This window comes from Pseudoalteromonas sp. McH1-42 (assembly GCF_022347845.1).
Lineage (GTDB): Bacteria > Pseudomonadota > Gammaproteobacteria > Enterobacterales > Alteromonadaceae > Pseudoalteromonas > Pseudoalteromonas rubra_D.
In genome coordinates, this window is the sequence record NZ_JAKRFU010000008.1 from 165,933 (window position 1) to 187,315 (window position 21,383).

Genomic DNA, 21,383 nt, shown 5'->3' on the forward strand with positions numbered 1-21,383 from the left:
GTTGTTTTTTGTTTGTCCTGTCCGTTGCGGTTGAATCGTCAATCTGCGTAGGAATATATGTTCATTTTGTTCGCAATTTACTTAAGTAGTGACTTGGTATGTTTGGCCCGCATGGAGAAAAGCGCAATCTGGGACACTTTTTTTCCGCCCTGATTTGTCAAACTGACTGTCAGTTTTGTAGTACTTGCGGAGCCCGTTGTGAAACTCCTGAATAAAATTTCTTTTGCTGCGATTATTCGCACCAACCCAGTTAAGATCCTTGTTACCTGGACTATGGTGATCTTAGAAAACATTCTTTTGATCTTACTTCCTTTGTTTATTGGCTATGCCATCGATGGAGTGCTTGACCAGTCACTGGCTCCTTTGTTCTGGTTTGCTTTAGTGCTGGTGGCATTGGTAGTAATTAGTGTGATCCGTCGCTTCTATGATACCCGTGTATTTGGCGATATTCGGGTCAAACTGGCCGAAATGTTGGCGTTTAAATTTCGTGCTGCGCCGGTATCGGTCAAAGACGCCAGGTTAACCATGTCACGTGAATTAGTTGATTTTCTGGAAAACGATTTACCAGGCGTTTTCACGGCGGTGATACAGCTTATCGCCACTGTGGTTATTCTGGTTTCTTTTCATCTTTATTTAGCGTACAGCGTGATACTTGCCGCAGGGTTAATGTGTCTCATCTACGCTATGTTTCATGATCGCTTTAGCGTTTTGAATAGCAAGCTCAACGATCAGCTTGAACAGCAAGTCTGGGTATTGAGTCACCGACCGCTTGGTGCGATCAGTGCGCATTTTGAGCGACTTAAACGATGTGAAATCCGTTTGTCAGACACTGAAGCCTGGGTTTATGGCTTGATTTTTCTAGTGTTGTTTGCGGCTGTACTGAGTAATTTATGGATGGTGCAACTGCTCCCCGATATCAGTGTTGGCCAGGTATTTTCTATTGTGACTTATTCTCTTGAATTCGTAGATACAGCAATCATGCTGCCTGTCACACTGCAAACCCTATCAAGGCTGAGCGAGATCAGCCAACGCCTTAATCAGCCAGTTGGCTCAATAACCCATACGGAGGTGACCCATGACGCTTAAAGAGCGTTTCCCGGCAATTGCGGCTGCGAGTACACTAACGCTGGCCTTGCTAGCCGTTGTATTCATGACATCAGAAGAACCCAATTCACACAATCAGAAAGTACACTTGCCCGTCGTATCTGTACTTGAGATAGAGCGCTCTGCAGAAACTCCCAGTTTAACAGTGCAGGCAAGTTCTCAGGCGCGCTGGCCACTGCAACTAAGAGCAACGAGCCGTGCTCGTGTGGATTATCTGGATCTTGAAATCGAACCAGGTCAGTTAGTGCAAAAGGGCGAGGTACTGGCACGGCTGGACACCCATTTACTTGAGTCGCAATTATATGATGCGCAGAGCACACTCAAACAGGCAGAGCTTAATTTACAGCGACACTTACATGAACAGTCGGTTGCTAAGACGATGCGAACTGCTGCAAGCAGCAGCGCATTTGCCACAATGGAACCCCACATTGCCGCAGCCAGAGCTGAGCTAAAACGTGCGCAACACAGCGTGCACAGCGCGCAGCGACTGCTCGACGATGCTGTTATTGTGGCGCCTTATGATGGGTTGATTACGCAGCGCCTGGTTAGTCCGGGAGAGTGGGTCGAAGCTGGACAGGGTTTGTTTGAACTGGTGGCCAGTGATAGCCTGGATGTTCACGTGCCTTTGTCGCAGCGAGACTGGAACAGGGTCATGGACAACCTCGAAGATGGTCGTATAACCGTGCGTGGCTATACCGGGGATACGTGGCCGGCATCTGTTCGTTATCTGTCTCCGCTTATCAATGAAACAACGCGTCAGCGCACACTGGTGCTGTCTATATCGAATCCTTACCTACAAATGATTCAGCTAAGGCCTAATCAACAGGTGACCGTGCGTTTTGAGCTAAAAGCTCAAGACGGTTTATATGAATTGCCACTGAGTGCAGTCGATCCCGATGGCGCAATTTGGGTTGTGACAGAGCAGCAAACGTTACGACGAGTAACGGTGACTACTTTGGAAGTCAGAGCAGACACTATGATTGTATCGCTTAACGAAGAGCTGCCAGATGCCTTTCAGTTGGTTCGCTATACATTGCCCTCCATGGTGGCAGGTAAACGTGTTGAGCCATATAGCGAGACGGTTCGGATAGCTGACAAACTGGAGGCGCTATGAGCTGGCTAAGTAAGTGGTTTATTAATAACCCGGTGGCGGCCAATTTGCTAATGGCAATGGTTATCGCGGGCGGCCTGCTGGCATTTGGTCAGCTCAGGGTGGAGTCATTTCCACAGATTGCGCCGTCCAGTATTAGTATTCAGGTCGTTTATCCGGGTGGTACTGCCAGGCAAATTGATGAGAGCATTACACAGCGTGTTGAAGAGTCAGTCAGTGCTATTGCAGGCATCAAACAAATTACCAGTCAGTCACAGGCAGGGTTATCAACTGTGACGATACGTAAGAAGCCTGATGCAGATTATGACAAGTTGCTGGAAGACATTCGTAATCAGGTGAATACCATCAGTCATTTTCCTGCTCAGGCAGAAAAGCCCATAGTAACACGCGATGAATTTACCAATCTTGCTGCGTTTGTCATTGTCTCTGCCCCACGTAGTGATGATGCATTGCAGCAGGTAGCAAGGCAAGTAGAGCTGGCACTAAAAAAGCATCCGGATATTTCCAGCGTCAGCAACTGGGGCGCACGCGAGCCAAGGTTATTTATCGAGCCTGAACCTGATACTTTGTTTCGGTATGGCATGACGATAGAACAGCTTGCCAGTACGATAACACAGACGTCACTTGAAACACGTAGTGGACAACTTAAACATGAGGGAAGCCGCATTACCCTGCGTGGTGATGGCTATATCAGTGCGCTGAGCGAATTGAGAAAGTTGCCAGTGATCAACGGCCCTTCTGGTGAGGTTACCCTGGGTGAAATTGCCACTGTGCGCCGTGGCTATGAGCAAAGCGATGCTATCGTGCGTAACAATGGTATGCCAGGTATCGCGTTGATGGTCAGCACCAGTCAGAGCGACAACTTACTGGATGTGAGCGAGGCGATAAGTGACACCCTTGTTGAAATTAAACCTCTGCTTGCAGAGGATATCACCATCACCACCATGGCTGATATGGCACCCTACATAGAAGAGCAGTTACAACGCCTTGGCAACAGTGCCTGGCAGGGACTGTTAATCGTCATCCTGTTGCTGGGCATATTTTTAAATCTGAGGCTGGCTTTCTGGGTCGCGGCCGGTATACCGGTCGCTATTTGTGGCACCTTGTATGGTATGCAGTTGCTTGATTACAGTCTGAATGACATCACTTTGTTTGGCTTTATTCTGGTACTGGGCATTTTGGTGGATGATGCCGTTGTGGTCGGTGAAGCGATTGATGAGCATCAAAGTTGTAACTCAAATTATAAACAGGCCGCATACACAGGTGTTGAGTCCGTCACTGTAGCAACCGTATTTGGTGTGCTTACAAGTATTGCGGCATTTTCACCTATGCTTTGGATCAACAATGATCTGGCAAAGCTGTTTGCCGGCTTTTCAGCGGTTGTGATTCTGGCACTGTGTTTTTCATTGGTTGAAAGTAAATTTATTCTGCCATCTCACCTGGCCGCAATGTCTCGTCAGGGAACCCGCAGTGGACTCATAGCAAGCTTCCAAAACAAGGCGCGCGCGGCACTGAGTCACTTCATACATTATATCTATAAACCCGCATTGCGCCTCAGCCTGAAACACAAAAGGTCAACCCTGGTGGTTTTTCTGTCCGCTTTTATATTGGCTTATGGTTTATGGCTTGGTGGTGCAATACGCAGTACATTATTTCCGGAAATTCCGGGTCGTTATGTGACCGCCAAAGTAACACTGGAAGAGGGAGCGCCTCTGGGTTTACAGGTCCGGGCGCTAAGTCAGCTTGAACTGAGCGCACAGGCAGCAAGTCAGGCACTACAAGCCGAGTATGGTATGAGCACAAGCCCGATGAAGAATATCCTAGCCTGGTCCAACGGTTATGGTGACCTTGAGGTCACTGCTGAGCTGTCATCGGAAGCGTTAAATGCGCTACCAGCAAACACATTAACTAATACCTGGCGCAAGCAAGCCGGTATAATAGAGGGCAGTTATGCGCAGCATTTCAGTGCTGCTGAGCCACCAGCGGGCGGGACTTTTTTGGCTATTTCATCGCCTGATGGACGTTTAGCTAAGCAGATCAGTGATCAACTCCGTGAGACCTTAACCACATTGCCTGGCGTAAAAGATACCCGGGATGATTATCAGGCTGCACAACGGCAAATTCGGGTCAGGCTGAATGCGTTTGGTCGTAAGCTGGGATTGACGCAAGCACAGATAGCTGAACTGGTAGCTAATGCCTTGGGAGAGCGCGAAGTACATCGGTTACTTTATCAGTCACAGGAGTTAAAAGTTGTACTGCGTTTCCCACAGCATGCAGTGCGAACTGAACATGAGCTACTGGATATGCACGTAATGCTTGATGATGGTCAGAGTGTTGCACTAGGAGATGTTGCTGAACTGAATTATCAGCATGAGCCTCAGATGTTGCAGCGTCGTGATCGTGAGCGGGTGATCAATCTATACTGGTCTCAGGATCGAGGTGTGGGATCGCCGGAGCAAACGCTGGATCTGTTGCAAAGTGACATTGATAAACTTGCCAGCCAGTTTCCACAAGTGACCATTAAGCCAGCGGGCGAATATGAAGAAATAGAAGAGGTCAATAAAGGGTTTAAGGCTGCCCTTATACTGACTTTACTACTCATTTACGTGTTGCTGGCGATCCCGCTGAAGTCCTATTGGCAACCCTTAATTATTATGGCTGTGATTCCGTTCGGGTTTGCCGGTGCTATTTTTGGCCACGCTATCATGGAACTGCCGGTCAGCTTACTGTCTATGTTTGGCATGATGGCTATGACAGGTATTGTGGTGAATGATGCTTTGGTACTGATAACGCGTTTTAACACTGAATACCGTCAAGGTATTGCGCCAACCCAGGCATTGCTCAACGCTGGCACCGGTCGTTTTCGGGCGATTTTTCTGACCACGATAACTACCGTGTGTGGCTTGTTACCTTTGTTATTTGGCACGTCTGAGCAGGTACAGTACTTAAAACCTGCTGCGGTATCTTTGGTGTTCGGAGAACTATTTGCCACTTTGATCACCTTATTTTTAATCCCTGTGTTGTTAGGCATGTTTCATCGCAAGCCTTCGCCTGCGGTGCAATCTGCACAGGAGGCGCACACGCTAAGTTGACTTGGGGCACGGCCTGGGCGATAGTGATCGCCCCGGAAAAACCTGTGAGCCTGTATGTCAGCAGACAAAGATCCCGCGTTTAATCTGGTGCCAGAAATTGCTTTGCTGGCGCCGCTACCTGAGCATATGCGAAAACGATTTGAGCAGGCATTATTGTTGATGCATGAGAAGTTAGAAGAGGGCTTGAGCTGGCAGAAAATAGCCCAAAAGAGTGCCATTTCATCTTTCCATTTTCATCGCCAGTTTAGCAAACTATTCAACGAAACACCTGGCCGATACCTGAGTCGGATCCGGCTGCAATATGCGGTTTACTATTTGCTCTATCACGAAACGCTGTCTATTACTGACATTGCGCAGCTGTGTGGGTTTGCTTCGTCGCAGGCATTGGCTAAAGCGCTTAAGCGCGAGCTGGGGACTACAGCAAAAGCAATCCGCCTGATGGCACAGCAGGCAACGCCCCAACAAACTAAGGTTTTGATGGATAAACTGGCACATCCGGGAGATTCAGAGTCGTTGGAAAAGCAGTTGGCAGAAGCGCTGCCATGTACGCTCGAGTACTTTGAAACGCGTTACGTCAAAGCTGTTCCCAGTGATACCTCTGACTGGGATCAGATCCTGGATCATTATGGGGAGCAGTCAGTTGGCTTGCTAGGTATTACAAAGACGACCGAGCTGGAGAAAAGCTGGTCGGCCATAGAGACTCAGATTGCAAAATCAGTCGGCCCAAATGAACCCCATGGTGCGTTGATTAAAAGCGGCCACTATTTTTGTTGCCGGGCTTACCTCTTGTCGGATGTAGCCTATAGTCAGGTACTTCATACTTTGTTTGAAAAAGCAGAGCAGGCAGGATATAAGATTGATCCCGAGGGTCATTTTATCGAGTGGATCGAGGGGGTGGATCTGGAGCAATATGGTGGGATCACGATGCAGTTTCAGATCCCCGTTATCACTTAGTTAGATAGTGCAGGAGCAGAAAATGGTGCGTTTATTTGTCTATGGAACGTTAGCACCCGGCCGTCCAAACGAACATATTCTCGCAGGGCTTAACGGCCAGTGGCAACCTGGTTTTGTCAACGGCCATTTGCAAAATCAGGGTTGGGGAGCTGAGTTAGGTTATCCAGGCCTGACTTTAGACACGAGCGCTGAAGAAGTATCAGGTTTGGTGTTTAGCTCACCTGAGCTTGATAGTCACTGGCAGAGGCTCGATGAGTTTGAAGGCGAGCACTATAAACGCGTAATAGCGCAAGTGCGGCTAGACGATGGTGAAACAATACCCGCTTATGTTTATACGTTAGCTTAATGAGCGGGTAGCTAAATCTGATCAGACAAACGTGTCAATAATTGACACTTTTCGAAAATTCAGTCTACGTTTAATTAACCGCAGTTTAATGCCTGTGTGATTCAGACACAGAACATTATGCTTGCGAGCGCGTGCTTTCACCTTTGCTCAGAGGTTAATTGATGATCCAGTCACTCTTCTCTAATAAGTCGGATAACACTCAGGCTATCCTAGATCAGGCTATTGACGCCGTGATCAGTATCAACACCAAAAATAATGTTACGTACATGAACGAAGCCGCAGAAAAGCTGTTTGGCTATAGTAAAACGGAGGTGATTGGGAAAAACGTGAAAATGCTTGTCCCGCGCGAATTTTCGACCAATCACGATCAGTACGTCAATGCCAATCGCAATGGCGGCCCGGACAAAATTGTTGGCACGGCTCGTGACATTCAAATAGAAACTCGCAGTGGTGACAAGAAGTGGTGTAGCCTGTCTTTATCTAAAGTACGTCAGTCTGACGGTATTCATTACACTGCCTTTATTAAAGACATTACGGTGCAAAAAGAGGCTCAGGAGCGCATTGATCAGACGCTTGAGCAGTGTATTGATGCCGTAGTTTCGATTGACCACAACAATATAGTGACTTTTTTTAACCCGGCAGCGGAGCGCTTGTGGGGTTATCAGCGTGATGAAGTCATTGGCCACAATGTGAAAATGTTGGTGCCCAGAGCGATACAGGGAAACCACGACGAAATGGTTAATCGCAATCGCCGCACCGGTGAAGATAAAATCGTTGGTACTTCCCGGGATGTTGAGATTGAACGTAGCGATGGTCAGGTGCTTTGGGCTAATTTGTCTTTATCCAAAGTCAACGTGGCTGGCAAAATTGCCTACACGGCGTTTGTGAAGGATATCACCGAAGAAAAAGCGCAGCGTGATCAGATAGCGTTGCTTTCTTTGGTTGCGAATGAAACCGATAACTCGGTGATCATAACCGATGCAAACGGATTAATTGAATATGTGAACCCCGGCTTTACTAAGCTGTCTGGCTACGACCAACACGAGGTTCTGGGTAAGAAACCTGGCCATGTTTTACAGGGCAAACATACCTCACCCGATACCAAGAAGCGTATCAAAAAGAATCTGGAACAACGCACCCCGTTTTATGAAGAGATCCTGAATTACACCAAAGAGGGTGAACCTTATTGGATCAGCCTGGCCATTAACCCAGTCTTTGATGAACAGGGCAACTTGGTACGCTTTGTCTCAATTCAGGCGAATGTTGACAGCACTAAACGCGTTGCATTAGAAAATGATGTGCGCCTGAAAGCAATTGGTGAGGCAAATATTGTACTGGAGTTTGATCCACAGGGAGAGCTGACGTTGATCAATCCTATGGGGCTCAGTGCATTGGGCGCCACGGATCAGCGAGCAGTACAACAACAGCTCAAAACGTTGTCAAGCTACCTTAGTGATGAACAATGGCAGTCGATACGCACTGGCCAGTTTGTGAAAACACAGCTAGCATTGCCTACCGGCTTAAGCGAAGTGCAAATAGACGCTGCTATTTCCCCGGTGTTAGATGAAGATGGCAAGCTTAATAAAATTCTGCTCTATGGTACCGATGTTTCAGAGCGCAACGCGGTCCTGACAGAAACCCACCATGCGATGGCACAGGTGTTGTCTAAGATCAGTACCATCATTAATACCATCAACAGCATCTCAGATCAGACTAACTTACTGGCACTGAATGCAGCGATTGAATCAGCCCGGGCCGGTGATGCAGGCAGAGGCTTTGCCGTGGTTGCTGATGAAGTAAGAAGTCTTGCCATGCGAACCACAGAGTCAGCGGGAGAGATTGGTGGCCTGATTGACGAAACACGTCAGCATGTTGATCAACTGAGTAGTTATATCCAGGCCAAGTGAGCCAGGTGATTTAGGTTATTGTGAGCCAATAACGGGCTGAAAAGGTATTTTTAGTCAGAGGTAAGTAGCATACCTGCATCGATGTACGCATCGCTTTCTCGATGCGTCGAGAACTTTCTTTACTGGGAGATTCATCCTAAAGATTTTATTTGTCGTATAAATGCTTATACAGCCGGGTCACTTTTTACAGAGTTGGATAAACATGCAGGCTCTTTACTCCTTTACTTTGGTTTTATTCTTGTTGTTCCCTATGAAGATAGCGAGTCAGGGGGCATCATCTTTTCAATTGGGAAATCTCAGGGTCGTGACTGAAGAGCTGCCGCCTTACCAGATGTCCGGTAAAAATGGCCAAATTGAAGGAGTTGCAGCCGAAAAAGTAAATAGAGTACTAGCTACCTTAGAAATCACATCGAACATTGAAGTAATGCCCTGGGCGAGGGCTTATAAAACTGCGCTCAATGAGCCTGGCACGCTCATTTTCTCAATCGTACGTACGCCAGCCAGAGAGAATCTTTTTCACTGGTTGGGTGTGCTGATGAGCACTAAAACTTACCTTATTTCATTACGAGAGCGAACCGATATTGAAGTCGAGACGTTGTCGGATCTCCTAGACTACAAAGTAGGGGTTAAACGTGACGATGTTGTTTATCAGTTTCTGGCTAGCAAGAATATGTTAGACACTATAGTCGTTTTACCTGAGACCTTTGTGACTGTGAAAATGTTGCTGCGGGGCAGGGCCGACATAATTGCAGCGTCTCCGATACACCTTGACTACATGTGTGAGCAAATTGGATGTACACGAGATGATTTTAATTTTTTGTTCGAACTGGATGAACTTAGTAATGACTTTTATCTTGCCGCCAATAAGTTAACTCCTCCTGACATTATTCTCTTGTTAAAGCAAAAGCTTTCTGAATTAGAGTGAGTAATAAGGTCAGGGCAATAAATAAAAGTCACGTTACACTTCTCATCCACTCGCCAATTCACGTTATTTTTGGTTGCCCGCTATTCGGTCACTGCATTCGGGAAAATTATGGTGATGTGCTTTTCAGAAAAGGACCTTCGGTATTGCGAGCGCTACACCAATTGAGTGAAGAGTCTGTTCATCTAATAAGCCTCTTGCACACAACCATTGATGCGTAATGGGTACCAAGTGAGGTTACAAATTAAGGATCATGTTGCTGCACTGGTACAATGTAGTGAATAAACATGAGGTATCGATATCAATGCGTTCAGATCTTAAATATGACGCTTACATTAAATATTTCCGCATTTGATATTTGTGATTGCTTTTTGAACAAAATAGCAACACACTGATTGTTACCAATATTGGTGCAATCATGTAAAGGAGAATAACAATGACATTGGTACTCAACAAGAAGAAGGTAAAAAACCTGTCTGAGCAGGCGGCCCTGGCAAACGGGAAAACACGTCAGATCGGTGGCGGAATATCTGCCATGGGATGTGGCCCTATCTCAGATCCAAACTACTCTTGCCCTGTCTCTATTAACGGCTACTCTTGCTAATTAAGGGCAACTCTAAGGGGTAGGTCTTATGGCCTGGCCCTTTACTGATCACACTAACTTAAATTGATCTCATTCCACAAGAACCCGATCAGATTGTTTCACTTTATTATCCTTGAAGGTTTTGCCAGAGATACGTTATCGCTGATAAAGCGAACATAGCTTTTGTGCAATTCCATCGCTTCTTATCTGTTTTGCTTCGCACGAATCATTTTGAGACTGAGTTTGCTTTTATGTGGGATGCATCTCATTGTTAAATGTAAATGGACTCCTTTAAGCAACCCAGAGAACGAGTCCCTTGCCATAACATAAATTGGAGAGGTCTAAGTGAGATTAAACAATTCCAGCCTTCACTATTACATAATGAAGCACATAATAGACAAGGGAAATGCTCCTAAAGTTGCTGAGATGGCAGGAGTCTTTAAAGTTGCTACAGATGAGATGATCACTGCGCTGAAAGCACTTCAGGATTATCATGGGGTTGTGTTGCATCCCGAATCTTCAGAGGTATGGGTAATGCACCCGTTCTCATGCGCACCAACAAACTTCTGGATCGAGTCTGATGGTGGCAGTTGGTGGGGAAATTGTGCCTGGTGTGCACTCGGTGCTGCGGCTTTGCTTGACCAGGATTTGACGATCACAACTAATTTAGGTGCAGAATCCAGGCAAGTCACGATTGAAATCAGGGCTGGCAAAGTGATGAATGAGAACTTATTCATCCATTTTCCGATTCCTATGATTAAAGCCTGGGACAATGTTATTTATACATGCAGTACCATGCTTATGTTTGAGTCTGAGTCCGACATTGAGAGCTGGTGTGAGCGTCACTGCATGGAAAAGGGCGACGTACAACCAATCAACAAGGTGTGGGAATTTTCTAAAGTTTGGTATGGAAACCACTTAAGTCCCAACTGGATGAAGTGGTCTGTCGATGAAGCAAAAGAGATCTTTGCACGGTTCAACCTGGTCAATCTGGTTTGGGATATGCCGTCAAACAACAGTCGGTTCTGAGGAGCGTAGGGTTGTGGCGGGGGATGCACTCACAGGGTTTACAAATCTATGAGAAACTAGACATGTAAACGTGACAACAGTTTTGAATATTGGAAGTGTACCGAGTAAATGTTTAGTTCCTCTTCATTGATGATGGCGCATTAACTCTAATATTCGAAGGTCTCTCTTGCCAAAGTTCGATAAGGCTTTCAGAAAAAATACAATAACTCTGTCGATCTGCTTAGCTTTAATCTGGTAACAGCATTAATGAACATGTACTAGGCATGAATAAATGTCGGGGAAGTACACCAATTTTGTAGTGAGAACCATGTATTTGTGGTGTCGGGTAATTGATTGTAAGTAACTGTAACTTATTCTTTTTTAATTCGTTATAAGTGCTAATATTCGCTTGCTTTCGGATGGCAACTCAACAATTAAATACTAGAAAGGAAAATCAGTATGAAAAACAAACTAAAACAATTAATAAAGTTAACATCACTTATTGCATGCAGCTCTGCAGCCACGGTCTATGCACAGGACAGCACACTTATGTCTTGCTATTGGCAAGTAGAGAAACAAAACGAAGTCGGTACTTGGGAAAACCAGGTATGTGCAAACCCAGTAGATGCAAATTTACCGGATGTATTAGTCGCTAACAGAGTAAATATTCCTAGCTACGGCATTTGCAGCATAAATTGGCTAGATGGGTATCGGACTGAGCTTAAAGGCACAGTGAAAGTTGAAGGAAATAGGGCCAATTGTGGAGGACACGCTGTATCTTTTGAGCCAGCGCCAGATACACGCATCGTCGATGGGCTGGAGGAAAAGCGCCTGGATTGTCGCTGGAATAATGAGAGCGGTAACGCTCATAAACTGATGTGTGATGATATTGAAGGGCGCACATTAAATATGCCCATTGCGACTAAAAACCAAGCTGCCGGATCTTCAGCGTGTATCATGGGCTTTAACGACTTTGCACTCAACTATTTCGCTGGTGGAGTTGCTGTTGTCGATAATATGCCCACTCAGAACGCCTGTGACGTTGGTCCTGTTTACTTTAGAGCTTACCCTGCCAAGCGTATGGTAGACGGATTTGAAGAAACCTTATTGCAATGCACGTGGCGAGATGCAGACGCTGGTGCTCGCATTAAGTCTTGTTCTAACGTGGGTGCATCAAATAAAGAAGTGACTGTTGCGATTGAAGTAAACGGCAAACAGCATTCTTTAATTGATGCGGTAAATAATCAATTATCAGAAGGGGAAATTGTCGAAGACAACACCCTTAACCCAATTTATCCGGCACTTTACTTTAGAAAATATTAAAGCGAAATGAATGGTGTGACTCGAATAGCCAAAGATATCGTTCTTGAGACTGAAATCGGGTTGTTTTAGTCACTCGACAATAAGCTTACTTAAGAGCCCGGAGCTTTATCTGGGCTCAACATCCATATAACCCCTCCGAACACGCGTTCTGGAATGCCACTTTTAACACACTTTATACGAGCTGGATGTATTGCACTGTAGATTGCATTTTCCTTAAATAATAATGTACTGCGGTCTTCCCTTTGCTGGTTTAATTTTCCCAGCTCGTCCGGTCAGTAGCGATGAAAGTTACATTAGCAAGATTGCATAAAAATCATGCTTTTCAAGAGTGGTTCGCTTCCATGCATTTAGTTTTTCTTGCGTTGATTTTCTGAGAACTTCATTTAAAAACAATAGGGTGGGAAGCCGTGATAAAAATAGAATGATTTAAATGTGCAATGTTATATAATAACACTTATGTTGTGTGTTAAATGTACGAAATATATTTATATGACAGTGGTAAGGCAGTTATGTGACTGCTGAGAACGATTTAAAAAACGAGTGCCTGATGATGATGCATACTCTCTTAAGAACAACCCTTGTTACATCTGTAATATTTGCGACTTCCTGTGCTAATCACACCGAGTCTGATCCCAAAACGACAAAAACCGCAGCACCTAAAAATATCATTTTAATGATATCTGATGGTAACGGATTCAATGGCTGGCTGGCCGCTGACTATTATCAAGGCCTGGCTGGTAAGCAAACTTATCAGGTGACGCGCCCGGATGGCACTGCGCCATTGGTTTTTGGGCTTGCTCACAATGCGCTCAACCTGATTGATGCGCAGGGATTGCCATTACCAAAGGGGACAGACGTTGCTAATGCCGCAGGGGCTGTTGCGCAGGGGTATGACCCGACAACTCGCTGGACGCGTTTTGAAAATGCCATGATCAATGATTATACCGCCTCCGGTAGCTATACCTCCTATACTGATAGTGCTGCCGCTGGTACAGCCCTGATGAGTGGCCGAAAAACTTCGGTTGGCCGCATCAATATGGACTGGAGCAACAGCGAGCGATTCGAAACCATAGCTCAACTCGCCATGAATGAGGGCCTGTCCGCGGGTACGGTAACGTCCGTGATGATATCTCATGCGACACCCGCTGCGGCGATAGCGCACAATAGCTCTCGCAATAACTACGCAGATATCTTTAATGAAATGCTGGCATCAGATCTGTCTGTTATTATGGGCGCTGGTCACCCGTTGTATGGTGCGAGTGGGGATATCAAAGCACTTGCTGATGATAATGATTATAAATATGTTGGTGGGGAGCAAACATATACGTCACTTACTAATCAAAATGGTCGCGAGAGTAAGTCTTATATCGATTCGCTCGCCGATTTTAAAGCGCTTGCTCAGGGTAAAAATGTCCCTCAACGCGTGATTGGTATTGCTCAGTCGGGCTCTACATTGCAGGCTGGAAGAGAAGCGTTACCTGGCGACGACACGCCCTCGGGTATGGCATTCAATACCAATGTGCCAGATCTGGCGACTATGAGTTTGGGGGCGTTGAATGTACTCGATCAGGACCCGGATGGCTTCTTCGTTATGATTGAAGGCGGCGCAGTAGACTGGATGGGCCACGCCAACAATATGCCAAGGTTTATAGAAGAACAGATTGACTTCAATAAGGCGGTCGATGCCGTTATTAGCTGGGTAGAAACAAACTCAAGCTGGGATGAAACACTGCTGATTATCACTTCAGATCATGAGTGCGGCGGGATCTGGGGAGAAGGGACCTGGACAAATAGTGCGGGTGGCTATGTAGCACAAGACAGAAGTAAAGCATCACTGGAAACCGCACGTTTTCACCCTGAAGAAGATACGTTTAATGCGTTTCTCGCTGTTCAGAATCGCGGAAAAGGCAATATTCCTGGATATCAGTGGGCTTCACGTAATCACACCAATGAATTGGTACCTTTATGGGCGATAGGCGCTGGCAGTCAGCGTTTTAATGAGTTTACTCGCACAGATTTAAAAGCAGCGGAACTGTGGGGTGAGCACTATAAGTGGGACGGTAACTACGTTGATAACACAGTTGTGTTTGAAGTGATGGAAGCTGCGCTACTACGCAAGCCATAATTTATATTATAGTTTCAAAGAAAAAGCCGACACCTGTCGGCCTCTTATTTGAAACAACGACTCAATTAGGTGTCACTATTAATGTATCAATCAAAGAGTGACACACATTATAAAATGACGTACGGTTGTTTTGATTAAGGCTCATAAAGTAATTCAAGTCTTGTTATTGGCCTTTCTGTTTAATAGATATGAATTTCAACAATCATTATGACAAAAATAATTTTATCTTCTTTTTTACTATTGCCTTTACTTTCTTATTCAAAAGACGGAGTCGTGGATTATTTAGAAGGCCACTGGGAGTGTGTTACCAAGACTGAAATCGGTGAGGGCTCGATTATGGAGTACCGAACAAATGATCATTACTCAGTAGAACAATCAACTGCCAAGTCCAAGGTTACTTATAAAATATATGATAAATCACAACCGAATGTGGCGTCTGTTATTTATATCGAAACTTCAGCCCGCTTTGAGATAAATGGAGATGTTGTGAAGAGTTTTGCCTACAAAAAGCACTTGTCGAGACTGGAAAAAGATGAGTTGGGCATATTTACACCACAATCAGTGGCGTCTTTCGTAAACCACAGCCCAAATAGTGTTTATTATGGAAAGATCATAAAAATTGACGAGAACCAATTCAAAATCTTCGACCTGTCTAATGAAGCGCTCGTGGTTCCATGCACTCGTGTTATTCCACATTAGCAATAGCGCATGCGCAAAGCCGGTTTTTGCATTGTAGAAGTAGCAACTGAATACAAATTGTCCTGTTTGAGTTATTATACCAATTTCACTTAATACCTGGTCTATTTGAAGGAGCAAATAGGACGCTAACGGCGTTAAAAACTTCTTATTTAGAACAACTAAATAGCAAAATTTTAAAGGCCAATTTAAGTAATGACTCATCAGGCACAAAAAAAGCCGACAATAGTCGGCCTTTTTTTTAAAACAGCAATTTATTAGTTACCGTTTTCATCCGCGTAGTTTTTACACGCTTCTTCATCGTTACACTCACCGTACAAATACAGTGAGTGGTTGGTCAGTTTAATGCCGTTTTCTTTAGCAATTTCTTCCTGACGTCGTTCGATTAGTTCGTCTTCAAACTCGATTACCTTACCACACTTGAGGCAAACCAGGTGGTCATGGTGTGTACTGCCTGACAATTCAAATACAGACTTACCACCTTCAAAGTGGTGACGGGTCACAATGCCAGCGTCATCAAACTGGTTTAACACTCGGTAAACGGTGGCCAGGCCAATTTCTTCGCCTTTGTCCAGTAGGATTTTGTATACGTCTTCGGCACTGATATGCTGGTTATCAGGACACTGCAAGATCTCTAAGATCTTAATGCGTGGCAGGGTAACCTTTAAACCCGCTTTTTTTAGCTCTAAGTTGTGATCAGTCATTAATCTGTCTCAATTTGTCTAATTTCAGTTACTACATAAGTCTAGCACGACACAGACTTAAAAATAGTGCGCTTGGGATACTTACCCCGGGTTAACGTGGAATTAGTCTTCCAGCTCGCTTAGGCACATTTCTTCATATACCTGAGCAGACCACTTCTTAACGCGCTCTTCAGTCAACTCTGGCTGACGGTCTTCATCAATGCCCAGGCCAACAAAGTGGCTATCGTCTACAAGACCTTTTGATGCTTCAAAGTCGTAGCCCTCAGTAGACCAGTTACCAATAACGATTGCACCGCGCTCAGTCACAATGTCGTTTACCATACCCATTGCATCTAAGAAGTACTCGGCATAGTCTTCCTGGTCACCACAGCCAAAGATAGCTACTAGCTTACCTTCAAAGTTTATCTCTTCCAGCTCAGGGAAAAAATCATCCCAGTCACACTGAGCTTCACCGTAGTACCAAGTAGGGATACCAAAAAGAAGTAAATCGAATTCTTCGATATCTGCTTTGCTACTCTTGGCAATGTCTTTCACATCGACTAATTTTTTGCCCAATTCTTTTTGGATCATTTTTGCAACGTGTTCGGTGTTACCCGTGTCACTGCCGAAAAAAATACCTACGCTTGCCATTAACTACTTACCTTTTATCTATTAATCGCTAATTTTTCTTGCAAAATGGTTTCTATCAGCGCGCTACGACTGATGTTTTGCTCTTCCGCCATATCGCTTAATGCCTGATATAACTCAGAGGAAATCTTAAACTCAACGCGCTTTAACCCTCTTGCCCTGTCTCTTTTAATCTGATTGCGCTTGTTGATCTTTAGCTGCATCTCTCTGGGGAGAGGATTTGTCTTAGGCCGACCAGGGCGCTTTTCATTTTCAAACAAGTCGATAGTGGTTCTATCTAATTCAGACTTGGCCATTAACCAACACCCGCACCTTGCCAAAATACCTGTATCAGGCCCTTGGCGATAAAGCCTGAGCACCCTAAAAATAGCACTAACCAGACTATGTATCGACCAAACTTGGGCACGTCCCCTTTCTTTAGGACGTCCTGAATGGCCATACCTATAAAAAAGAATATCCCGGCGAGAGCAAAGTAAAGACCAAGGGTTTCAAACTCATTTATAAATTCGTTGATCATCTTTGCACTACTCAAAATATAAACGGCGGCTACTATACCATACCTATAACCGATAAATTAAGTTTGCAGCGAAAAAACTGCGGTAATTATTGAATAAAATCAATAATTGAACGATTGACGGCCTGCGGTTTTTCTGCGTGCAGCCAATGCCCAGCACCTTGGATGATTTTTGCTCTGGCGTTGCTAAAAGACTGCATAATGGCGTCTCTGTGCTGGGCCTCAATATAATCTGAGTTGTTTCCTTTCAGGAACAGCGTATCACACAAACAAGAATGAGTTGCATTAATATTTGAAATAATCTTAGTGTAATTAGCTTCTATGACGCTGAGGTTAAAACGCCACTCAAGTTGATCTTGATCGTTTTTAGCCAGGCTCTTAAGCAGAAATCCACGTACACCTTGCTCTTCTATGTAGTTTTGCATAATCGTATCGGCTTCACTGCGACTCGTAACGTCAGCCGATGCAACTGCATTTAAGGCACGAATAATGGTGTCATGGCGAGGGTGGTAATCCACCGGGGCGATGTCAAGGACAACCAATTTTTTGATTTTACTTTCGTCAAGCATGGCAACTTGCATTGCTACTTTGCCACCCATGGAATGACCGACCAGATGTGCTTGATTAATTTTCAGGTGTTCAAGCAAGGCAATGACGTCTTGAGCCATACTGGTGTAATCCATCACGTCGCTCTTAAACGACTGGCCATGATTGCGCAAGTCCAGGTTAATTACAGTAAATGATTCACTTAGTGCGCGGGCTATAATATTTAGGTTCTCCAGCGAGCCAAACAGGCCGTGAAGTAACATAACAGGCTCGGCACTGCCTAGTGGCTGTCCCGATAATTTGTAGTTAAGCAACATAATACCTCCGGATACGGCGCATAGTTTGCCAGTGTTGAAAGCAAAATCATAGCCGTAGAGGAATAAGTTAAATTTAGATATAATCCCGTGGAGATGCAGTAGATGTATAAAATGACAGGACAAGCATGAAAAAAATAGAAATAGATGACGAGCTATATCAGTACATTGCCAGTAACACGCAAAGTATTGGTGAAAGCGCTTCCCAGATCCTGCGTCGTTTATTAAACCTGAACTCAGTAGCACAGCCGGCCGAGGAGCCCGTACAAGCAGCAGAACCCGCTGCGCAACCAGAAGTTGAGCCGCAGCAGACCGTGGTTTCAAATGAAACTTCAGGTAACGTATTTGATATTCTCAATAAAGAAGAGCTGGCTATGCAAAAAGGCGTAGTAGGGCGCTTCTTGTTTATTCTGGCGGCGTTTCATCGTAGCCACAAAGCAGATTTCCACAAAGTGTTGGAGATCAAAGGGCGAGATCGCATTTATTTTTCGACCAGCAAAGCTGCGCTGCTCGAAAGCGGTAGTAGTACAAACCCGAAAAACATCGCGGACAGTCAGTATTGGGTCATGACAAACTCAAACACGACACGCAAGAAAATGATGTTGCATGAAGTTGCGCTCATACTTGGTTATTCGGCGCAACATGCAGAAACTATCCGAGACTACCTATAAGGAAATGTGATGGCAAATCACCCCAATGCAGGCAAACCAGCACCATTAAGTCAGCTGGCGAATATTCCCAAACTGGTATCGGCTTACTATTTGAATGAGCCTGATCTTGAGCAAAATCCGGAGCAGTGCGTTGCTTTTGGTACGTCAGGTCACAGAGGCTGTTCGTACAATGTGAAATTCAATGAATCTCACATTCTGGCCATTACCCAGGCTATCTGTGATTACAGAAAAGCGAACAACATTTTTGGTCCGTTATTTTTGGGCAAAGATACCCATGCTTTATCGGAAGCAGCGTTTAACTCTGCCATTGAAGTGCTGGTTGCCAATGAAGTCCACGTAGTGACTCAGGAAAACGACGATTTCACGCCAACCCCTGTGATCAGTCATGCCATTGTATGCCATAACCAGACGCATCCGCATGAACTAGCCGATGGCATTGTCGTGACACCATCACATAATCCACCTGAAGATGGTGGCTTTAAGTATAATCCACCTAATGGTGGTCCAGCCGACACAGATGTAACTAAGTGGATAGAAGATCGCGCCAACCAGTTACTGACTGAAGATTTAGTTGAAGTGGAACTGTTTCCGTTTGCTAAAGCCAGCCGGTCAGGTTTTGTAAAATACGTCGATTTGATCACACCTTATGTTGAAGACCTGGCAAATATTGTTGATTTGGATGCTATCGCCAAAGCGGGTGTGCGCATTGGTGTTGATCCTTTAGGCGGTTCTGGCATTAATTTCTGGCCGGTCATTGCCGAACAGTATGGACTGGACCTAACCGTTGTCAACGAGCAGGTTGACCCGCGTTTTGCTTTTATGCCGTTGGACAAAGATGGAAAAATCCGTATGGATTGCTCCTCGCCATTTGCAATGGCTAACTTGGTAGACATCAAAGACGACTATGACATTGGCATTGGTAATGATCCGGATTATGACCGCCATGGCATCGTCACGAAAGACGGGTTGATGAACCCAAATCATTTCCTGGCGGTATCTATTGATTACTTACTTAAGCACCGAGACTGGCGTAGTGATATTAAAATCGGTAAGACGTTGGTATCTAGCGCAATGATCGACAAAGTGGTCAAAGGCAACCAGCGTGAAGTATACGAGGTGCCGGTTGGCTTTAAGTGGTTTGTCGAAGGCCTGAGTGAGCAGTGGTTGGCATTTGGTGGTGAAGAAAGTGCTGGTGCCTCTTTCTTGCGGTTGAATGGTGAAGTCTGGAACACGGATAAAGACGGTTTTATTCTTGGCCTGTTGGCTGCGGAAATCCTGGCTGTTACAGGTAAAACGCCGTCTCAATATTATCGTGAACTTGAAGCGCAGTACGGCGCACCGGTTTATAAACGCATTGATGCACCAGCCACGCCTGAGCAAAAAGCCAGATTGAAAGCACTTAGCCCGCAAGACGTTACGGCAAGCACGCTCGCAGGTGATGCGATTACAGATATTTTAACTGACGCGCCGGGCAACGGCGCGGCCATTGGCGGGTTGAAAGTTGTCACTGAATCGGGTTGGTTCGCTGCACGCCCTTCAGGAACAGAAGACATTTATAAAATCTACCTTGAGTCGTTTAAAGGCGAAGCGCACCTCGCAGAGCTGGAACAGGCGGCCAAGGCATTGGTGGATGGCGTGATCTGCTAATTAAAATTATAGACAAGGCCATACATAAGTGATGGCCTTTTTTATACCTACTATCTTAGTTGTGGAAGTATGGCTTCCCGGCTACTCTCATTTCTCTCACAAAAGGTGATGTTCGTATGTACCTTGATACGTTAAAACAAACTGGAGACTTCCTGACTTTAACTCGTAATAATGAGTTTTCCCTTGCCGCTGAGCAATTTACGCTAAGCAACGGCACTTTGGTTGAAGTAAAAGATACCGGCGTGATCCAGTTCACACCTGCCACTTATGGCGATAAAGACATTGTTCTGTCCAGTGCAGTCCATGGTAACGAAACTGCCCCAATCGAAATATGCGATGCGTTTATTCAGGATGTCATTCTGGAGCGAATTGAACTGGCTCATCGTGTTTTGTTTATATTTGGTAACCCAAAATCCATCAATATTGCTGAACGTTTTGTCGATGAAAACCTCAATCGCCTGTTTAATGGTGCCCACGAGAACCGCACAGATAACCCGGAGCAGATCCGTGCTTCGAAACTCGAAAGCTATGTAAGTGACTTTTTCACCAGCGTGCCAGAAGGGCGCTATCGCTGTCACTATGACCTGCATACCGCGATTCGTGGTTCAAAAAATGAAAAGTTCGCCGTTTATCCATTCTTGCATGGAAAACCCTGGAAGAAATCACAGCTTCAATTCATGTTGGCCTGTGGCGTCAATACCATATTAATGATGCGCTCAGCAGCCACGACATTCAGTTATTTTTCGTCATTTCAATTCGGTGCTGATGCCTTTACTGTGGAACTGGGACAGGTCAAGCCTTTTGGACAAAATGACATGTCACGCTTTAGTGCAGTAAAACAAACCTTGAAAGCATTAATTAGTCAAGAAAGTGTTGAATATGATGAATTCAATGCAGAAGACTTCGAGTTATTCCAGGTCCACCGCACGATTAACAGAACTTGCGATGCGTTTTCATTCCCATTCCCTGATTCTGCGGTAAATTTCACCGGTTTTGCTAAGGGGGAGTTGCTTGCGACAGATGGTGATACGGATTATTTTGCAGAGGTTGAGGGTGAAGCAATCATTTTCCCGAATGCTAAAGTTGCGTTGGGTCAACGTGCATTATTAACAGTTGTGCCGCTCGAAGTCGACGAAAACTTTGTATAACCCTATGTAAATAAAGCGCTTATTAAAGCGTATCAAAAACT

The 21,383-nt window shown here is 45.1% G+C and carries 20 protein-coding genes; 15 read left to right on the forward strand and 5 right to left on the reverse strand.

What is annotated here, in order from left to right:
- Positions 1-198 precede the first annotated feature (198 nt).
- From MHN31_RS08355 to MHN31_RS08410, 12 genes are all read left to right on the forward strand, one after another.
- Positions 199-1,086 (forward strand): ABC transporter six-transmembrane domain-containing protein, encoded by an 888-nt coding sequence (locus tag MHN31_RS08355; protein WP_125559452.1) that lies wholly within the window; start codon positions 199-201, stop codon positions 1,084-1,086.
- Complete coding sequence (locus MHN31_RS08360; protein WP_239444039.1) at positions 1,076-2,218, forward strand: efflux RND transporter periplasmic adaptor subunit; 1,143 nt, start codon at positions 1,076-1,078, stop codon at positions 2,216-2,218. Before MHN31_RS08355 ends, MHN31_RS08360 begins: the two co-directional genes overlap by 11 nt.
- A complete protein-coding gene (locus MHN31_RS08365; protein ID WP_239444040.1) occupies positions 2,215-5,307 on the forward strand; it encodes an efflux RND transporter permease subunit in 3,093 nt (1,030 codons plus the stop codon). Before MHN31_RS08360 ends, MHN31_RS08365 begins: the two co-directional genes overlap by 4 nt.
- A gap of 54 nt (positions 5,308-5,361) precedes the next feature.
- A complete protein-coding gene (locus MHN31_RS08370; RefSeq protein WP_239444041.1) occupies positions 5,362-6,261 on the forward strand; it encodes an AraC family transcriptional regulator in 900 nt (299 codons plus the stop codon).
- 22 nt (positions 6,262-6,283) lie between these two features.
- Positions 6,284-6,607 carry a gamma-glutamylcyclotransferase family protein gene (locus tag MHN31_RS08375; RefSeq protein ID WP_239444042.1) on the forward strand — a complete coding sequence of 108 codons (324 nt, stop codon included), beginning with the start codon at positions 6,284-6,286 and terminating at the stop codon, positions 6,605-6,607.
- Positions 6,608-6,768: 161 nt separating this feature from the next.
- Entirely contained in the window at positions 6,769-8,514 is a 1,746-nt protein-coding gene (locus MHN31_RS08380) for a PAS domain S-box protein (protein ID WP_239444043.1), read from the forward strand.
- Positions 8,515-8,716: 202 nt separating this feature from the next.
- Entirely contained in the window at positions 8,717-9,439 is a 723-nt protein-coding gene (locus MHN31_RS08385) for a transporter substrate-binding domain-containing protein (protein ID WP_239444044.1), read from the forward strand.
- Positions 9,440-9,872: 433 nt separating this feature from the next.
- A complete protein-coding gene (locus MHN31_RS08390; protein ID WP_155946354.1) occupies positions 9,873-10,040 on the forward strand; it encodes a hypothetical protein in 168 nt (55 codons plus the stop codon).
- 405 nt (positions 10,041-10,445) lie between these two features.
- Positions 10,446-11,048 carry an alkylmercury lyase family protein gene (locus MHN31_RS08395; RefSeq protein ID WP_239444045.1) on the forward strand — a complete coding sequence of 201 codons (603 nt, stop codon included), beginning with the start codon at positions 10,446-10,448 and terminating at the stop codon, positions 11,046-11,048.
- Between the two features lie 438 nt (positions 11,049-11,486).
- Positions 11,487-12,350, forward strand: a complete 864-nt coding sequence (locus tag MHN31_RS08400; protein ID WP_239444046.1) for a hypothetical protein — start codon at positions 11,487-11,489, stop codon at positions 12,348-12,350.
- Positions 12,351-12,897: 547 nt separating this feature from the next.
- On the forward strand, positions 12,898-14,475 hold the full coding sequence (locus tag MHN31_RS08405; protein WP_239444047.1) for an alkaline phosphatase: 1,578 nt from the start codon (positions 12,898-12,900) through the stop codon (positions 14,473-14,475).
- A 207-nt stretch (positions 14,476-14,682) separates the two neighbouring features.
- On the forward strand, positions 14,683-15,174 hold the full coding sequence (locus MHN31_RS08410; RefSeq protein WP_239444048.1) for a hypothetical protein: 492 nt from the start codon (positions 14,683-14,685) through the stop codon (positions 15,172-15,174).
- 254 nt (positions 15,175-15,428) lie between these two features.
- Here the strand turns inward: MHN31_RS08410 and fur are convergent, their stop codons facing one another.
- The 5 genes from fur to MHN31_RS08435 form a co-directional block, all read right to left on the reverse strand.
- Entirely contained in the window at positions 15,429-15,875 is a 447-nt protein-coding gene (gene fur / locus MHN31_RS08415; protein ID WP_049866190.1) for a ferric iron uptake transcriptional regulator, read from the reverse strand.
- Positions 15,876-15,977: 102 nt separating this feature from the next.
- Complete coding sequence (gene fldA, locus MHN31_RS08420; RefSeq protein ID WP_125559473.1) at positions 15,978-16,505, reverse strand: flavodoxin FldA; 528 nt, start codon at positions 16,503-16,505, stop codon at positions 15,978-15,980.
- Between the two features lie 14 nt (positions 16,506-16,519).
- Complete coding sequence (ybfE, locus tag MHN31_RS08425; RefSeq protein WP_010384731.1) at positions 16,520-16,798, reverse strand: LexA regulated protein; 279 nt, start codon at positions 16,796-16,798, stop codon at positions 16,520-16,522.
- Positions 16,798-17,019, reverse strand: coding sequence for a DUF2788 domain-containing protein (locus MHN31_RS08430; protein ID WP_125559476.1), 222 nt, complete (start codon positions 17,017-17,019; stop codon positions 16,798-16,800). The genes ybfE and MHN31_RS08430 overlap by 1 nt, the downstream gene beginning before the upstream one ends.
- A gap of 86 nt (positions 17,020-17,105) precedes the next feature.
- Positions 17,106-17,879: an alpha/beta fold hydrolase gene (locus MHN31_RS08435; RefSeq protein WP_239444049.1), complete on the reverse strand. Its 774-nt coding sequence runs from the start codon at positions 17,877-17,879 to the stop codon at positions 17,106-17,108.
- A 125-nt stretch (positions 17,880-18,004) separates the two neighbouring features.
- Between MHN31_RS08435 and seqA the strand changes: the two genes are divergently transcribed.
- From seqA to astE, 3 genes are all read left to right on the forward strand, one after another.
- The gene (seqA, locus tag MHN31_RS08440) at positions 18,005-18,547 is read left to right on the forward strand and encodes a replication initiation negative regulator SeqA (protein WP_125559479.1); all 543 of its coding nucleotides are present in this window, start codon (positions 18,005-18,007) and stop codon (positions 18,545-18,547) included.
- A gap of 9 nt (positions 18,548-18,556) precedes the next feature.
- The gene (gene pgm / locus MHN31_RS08445) at positions 18,557-20,194 is read left to right on the forward strand and encodes a phosphoglucomutase (alpha-D-glucose-1,6-bisphosphate-dependent) (protein WP_125559481.1); all 1,638 of its coding nucleotides are present in this window, start codon (positions 18,557-18,559) and stop codon (positions 20,192-20,194) included.
- A gap of 116 nt (positions 20,195-20,310) precedes the next feature.
- The gene (gene astE, locus MHN31_RS08450) at positions 20,311-21,342 is read left to right on the forward strand and encodes a succinylglutamate desuccinylase (protein WP_125559483.1); all 1,032 of its coding nucleotides are present in this window, start codon (positions 20,311-20,313) and stop codon (positions 21,340-21,342) included.
- The last annotated feature ends 41 nt before the right edge of the window (positions 21,343-21,383 follow it).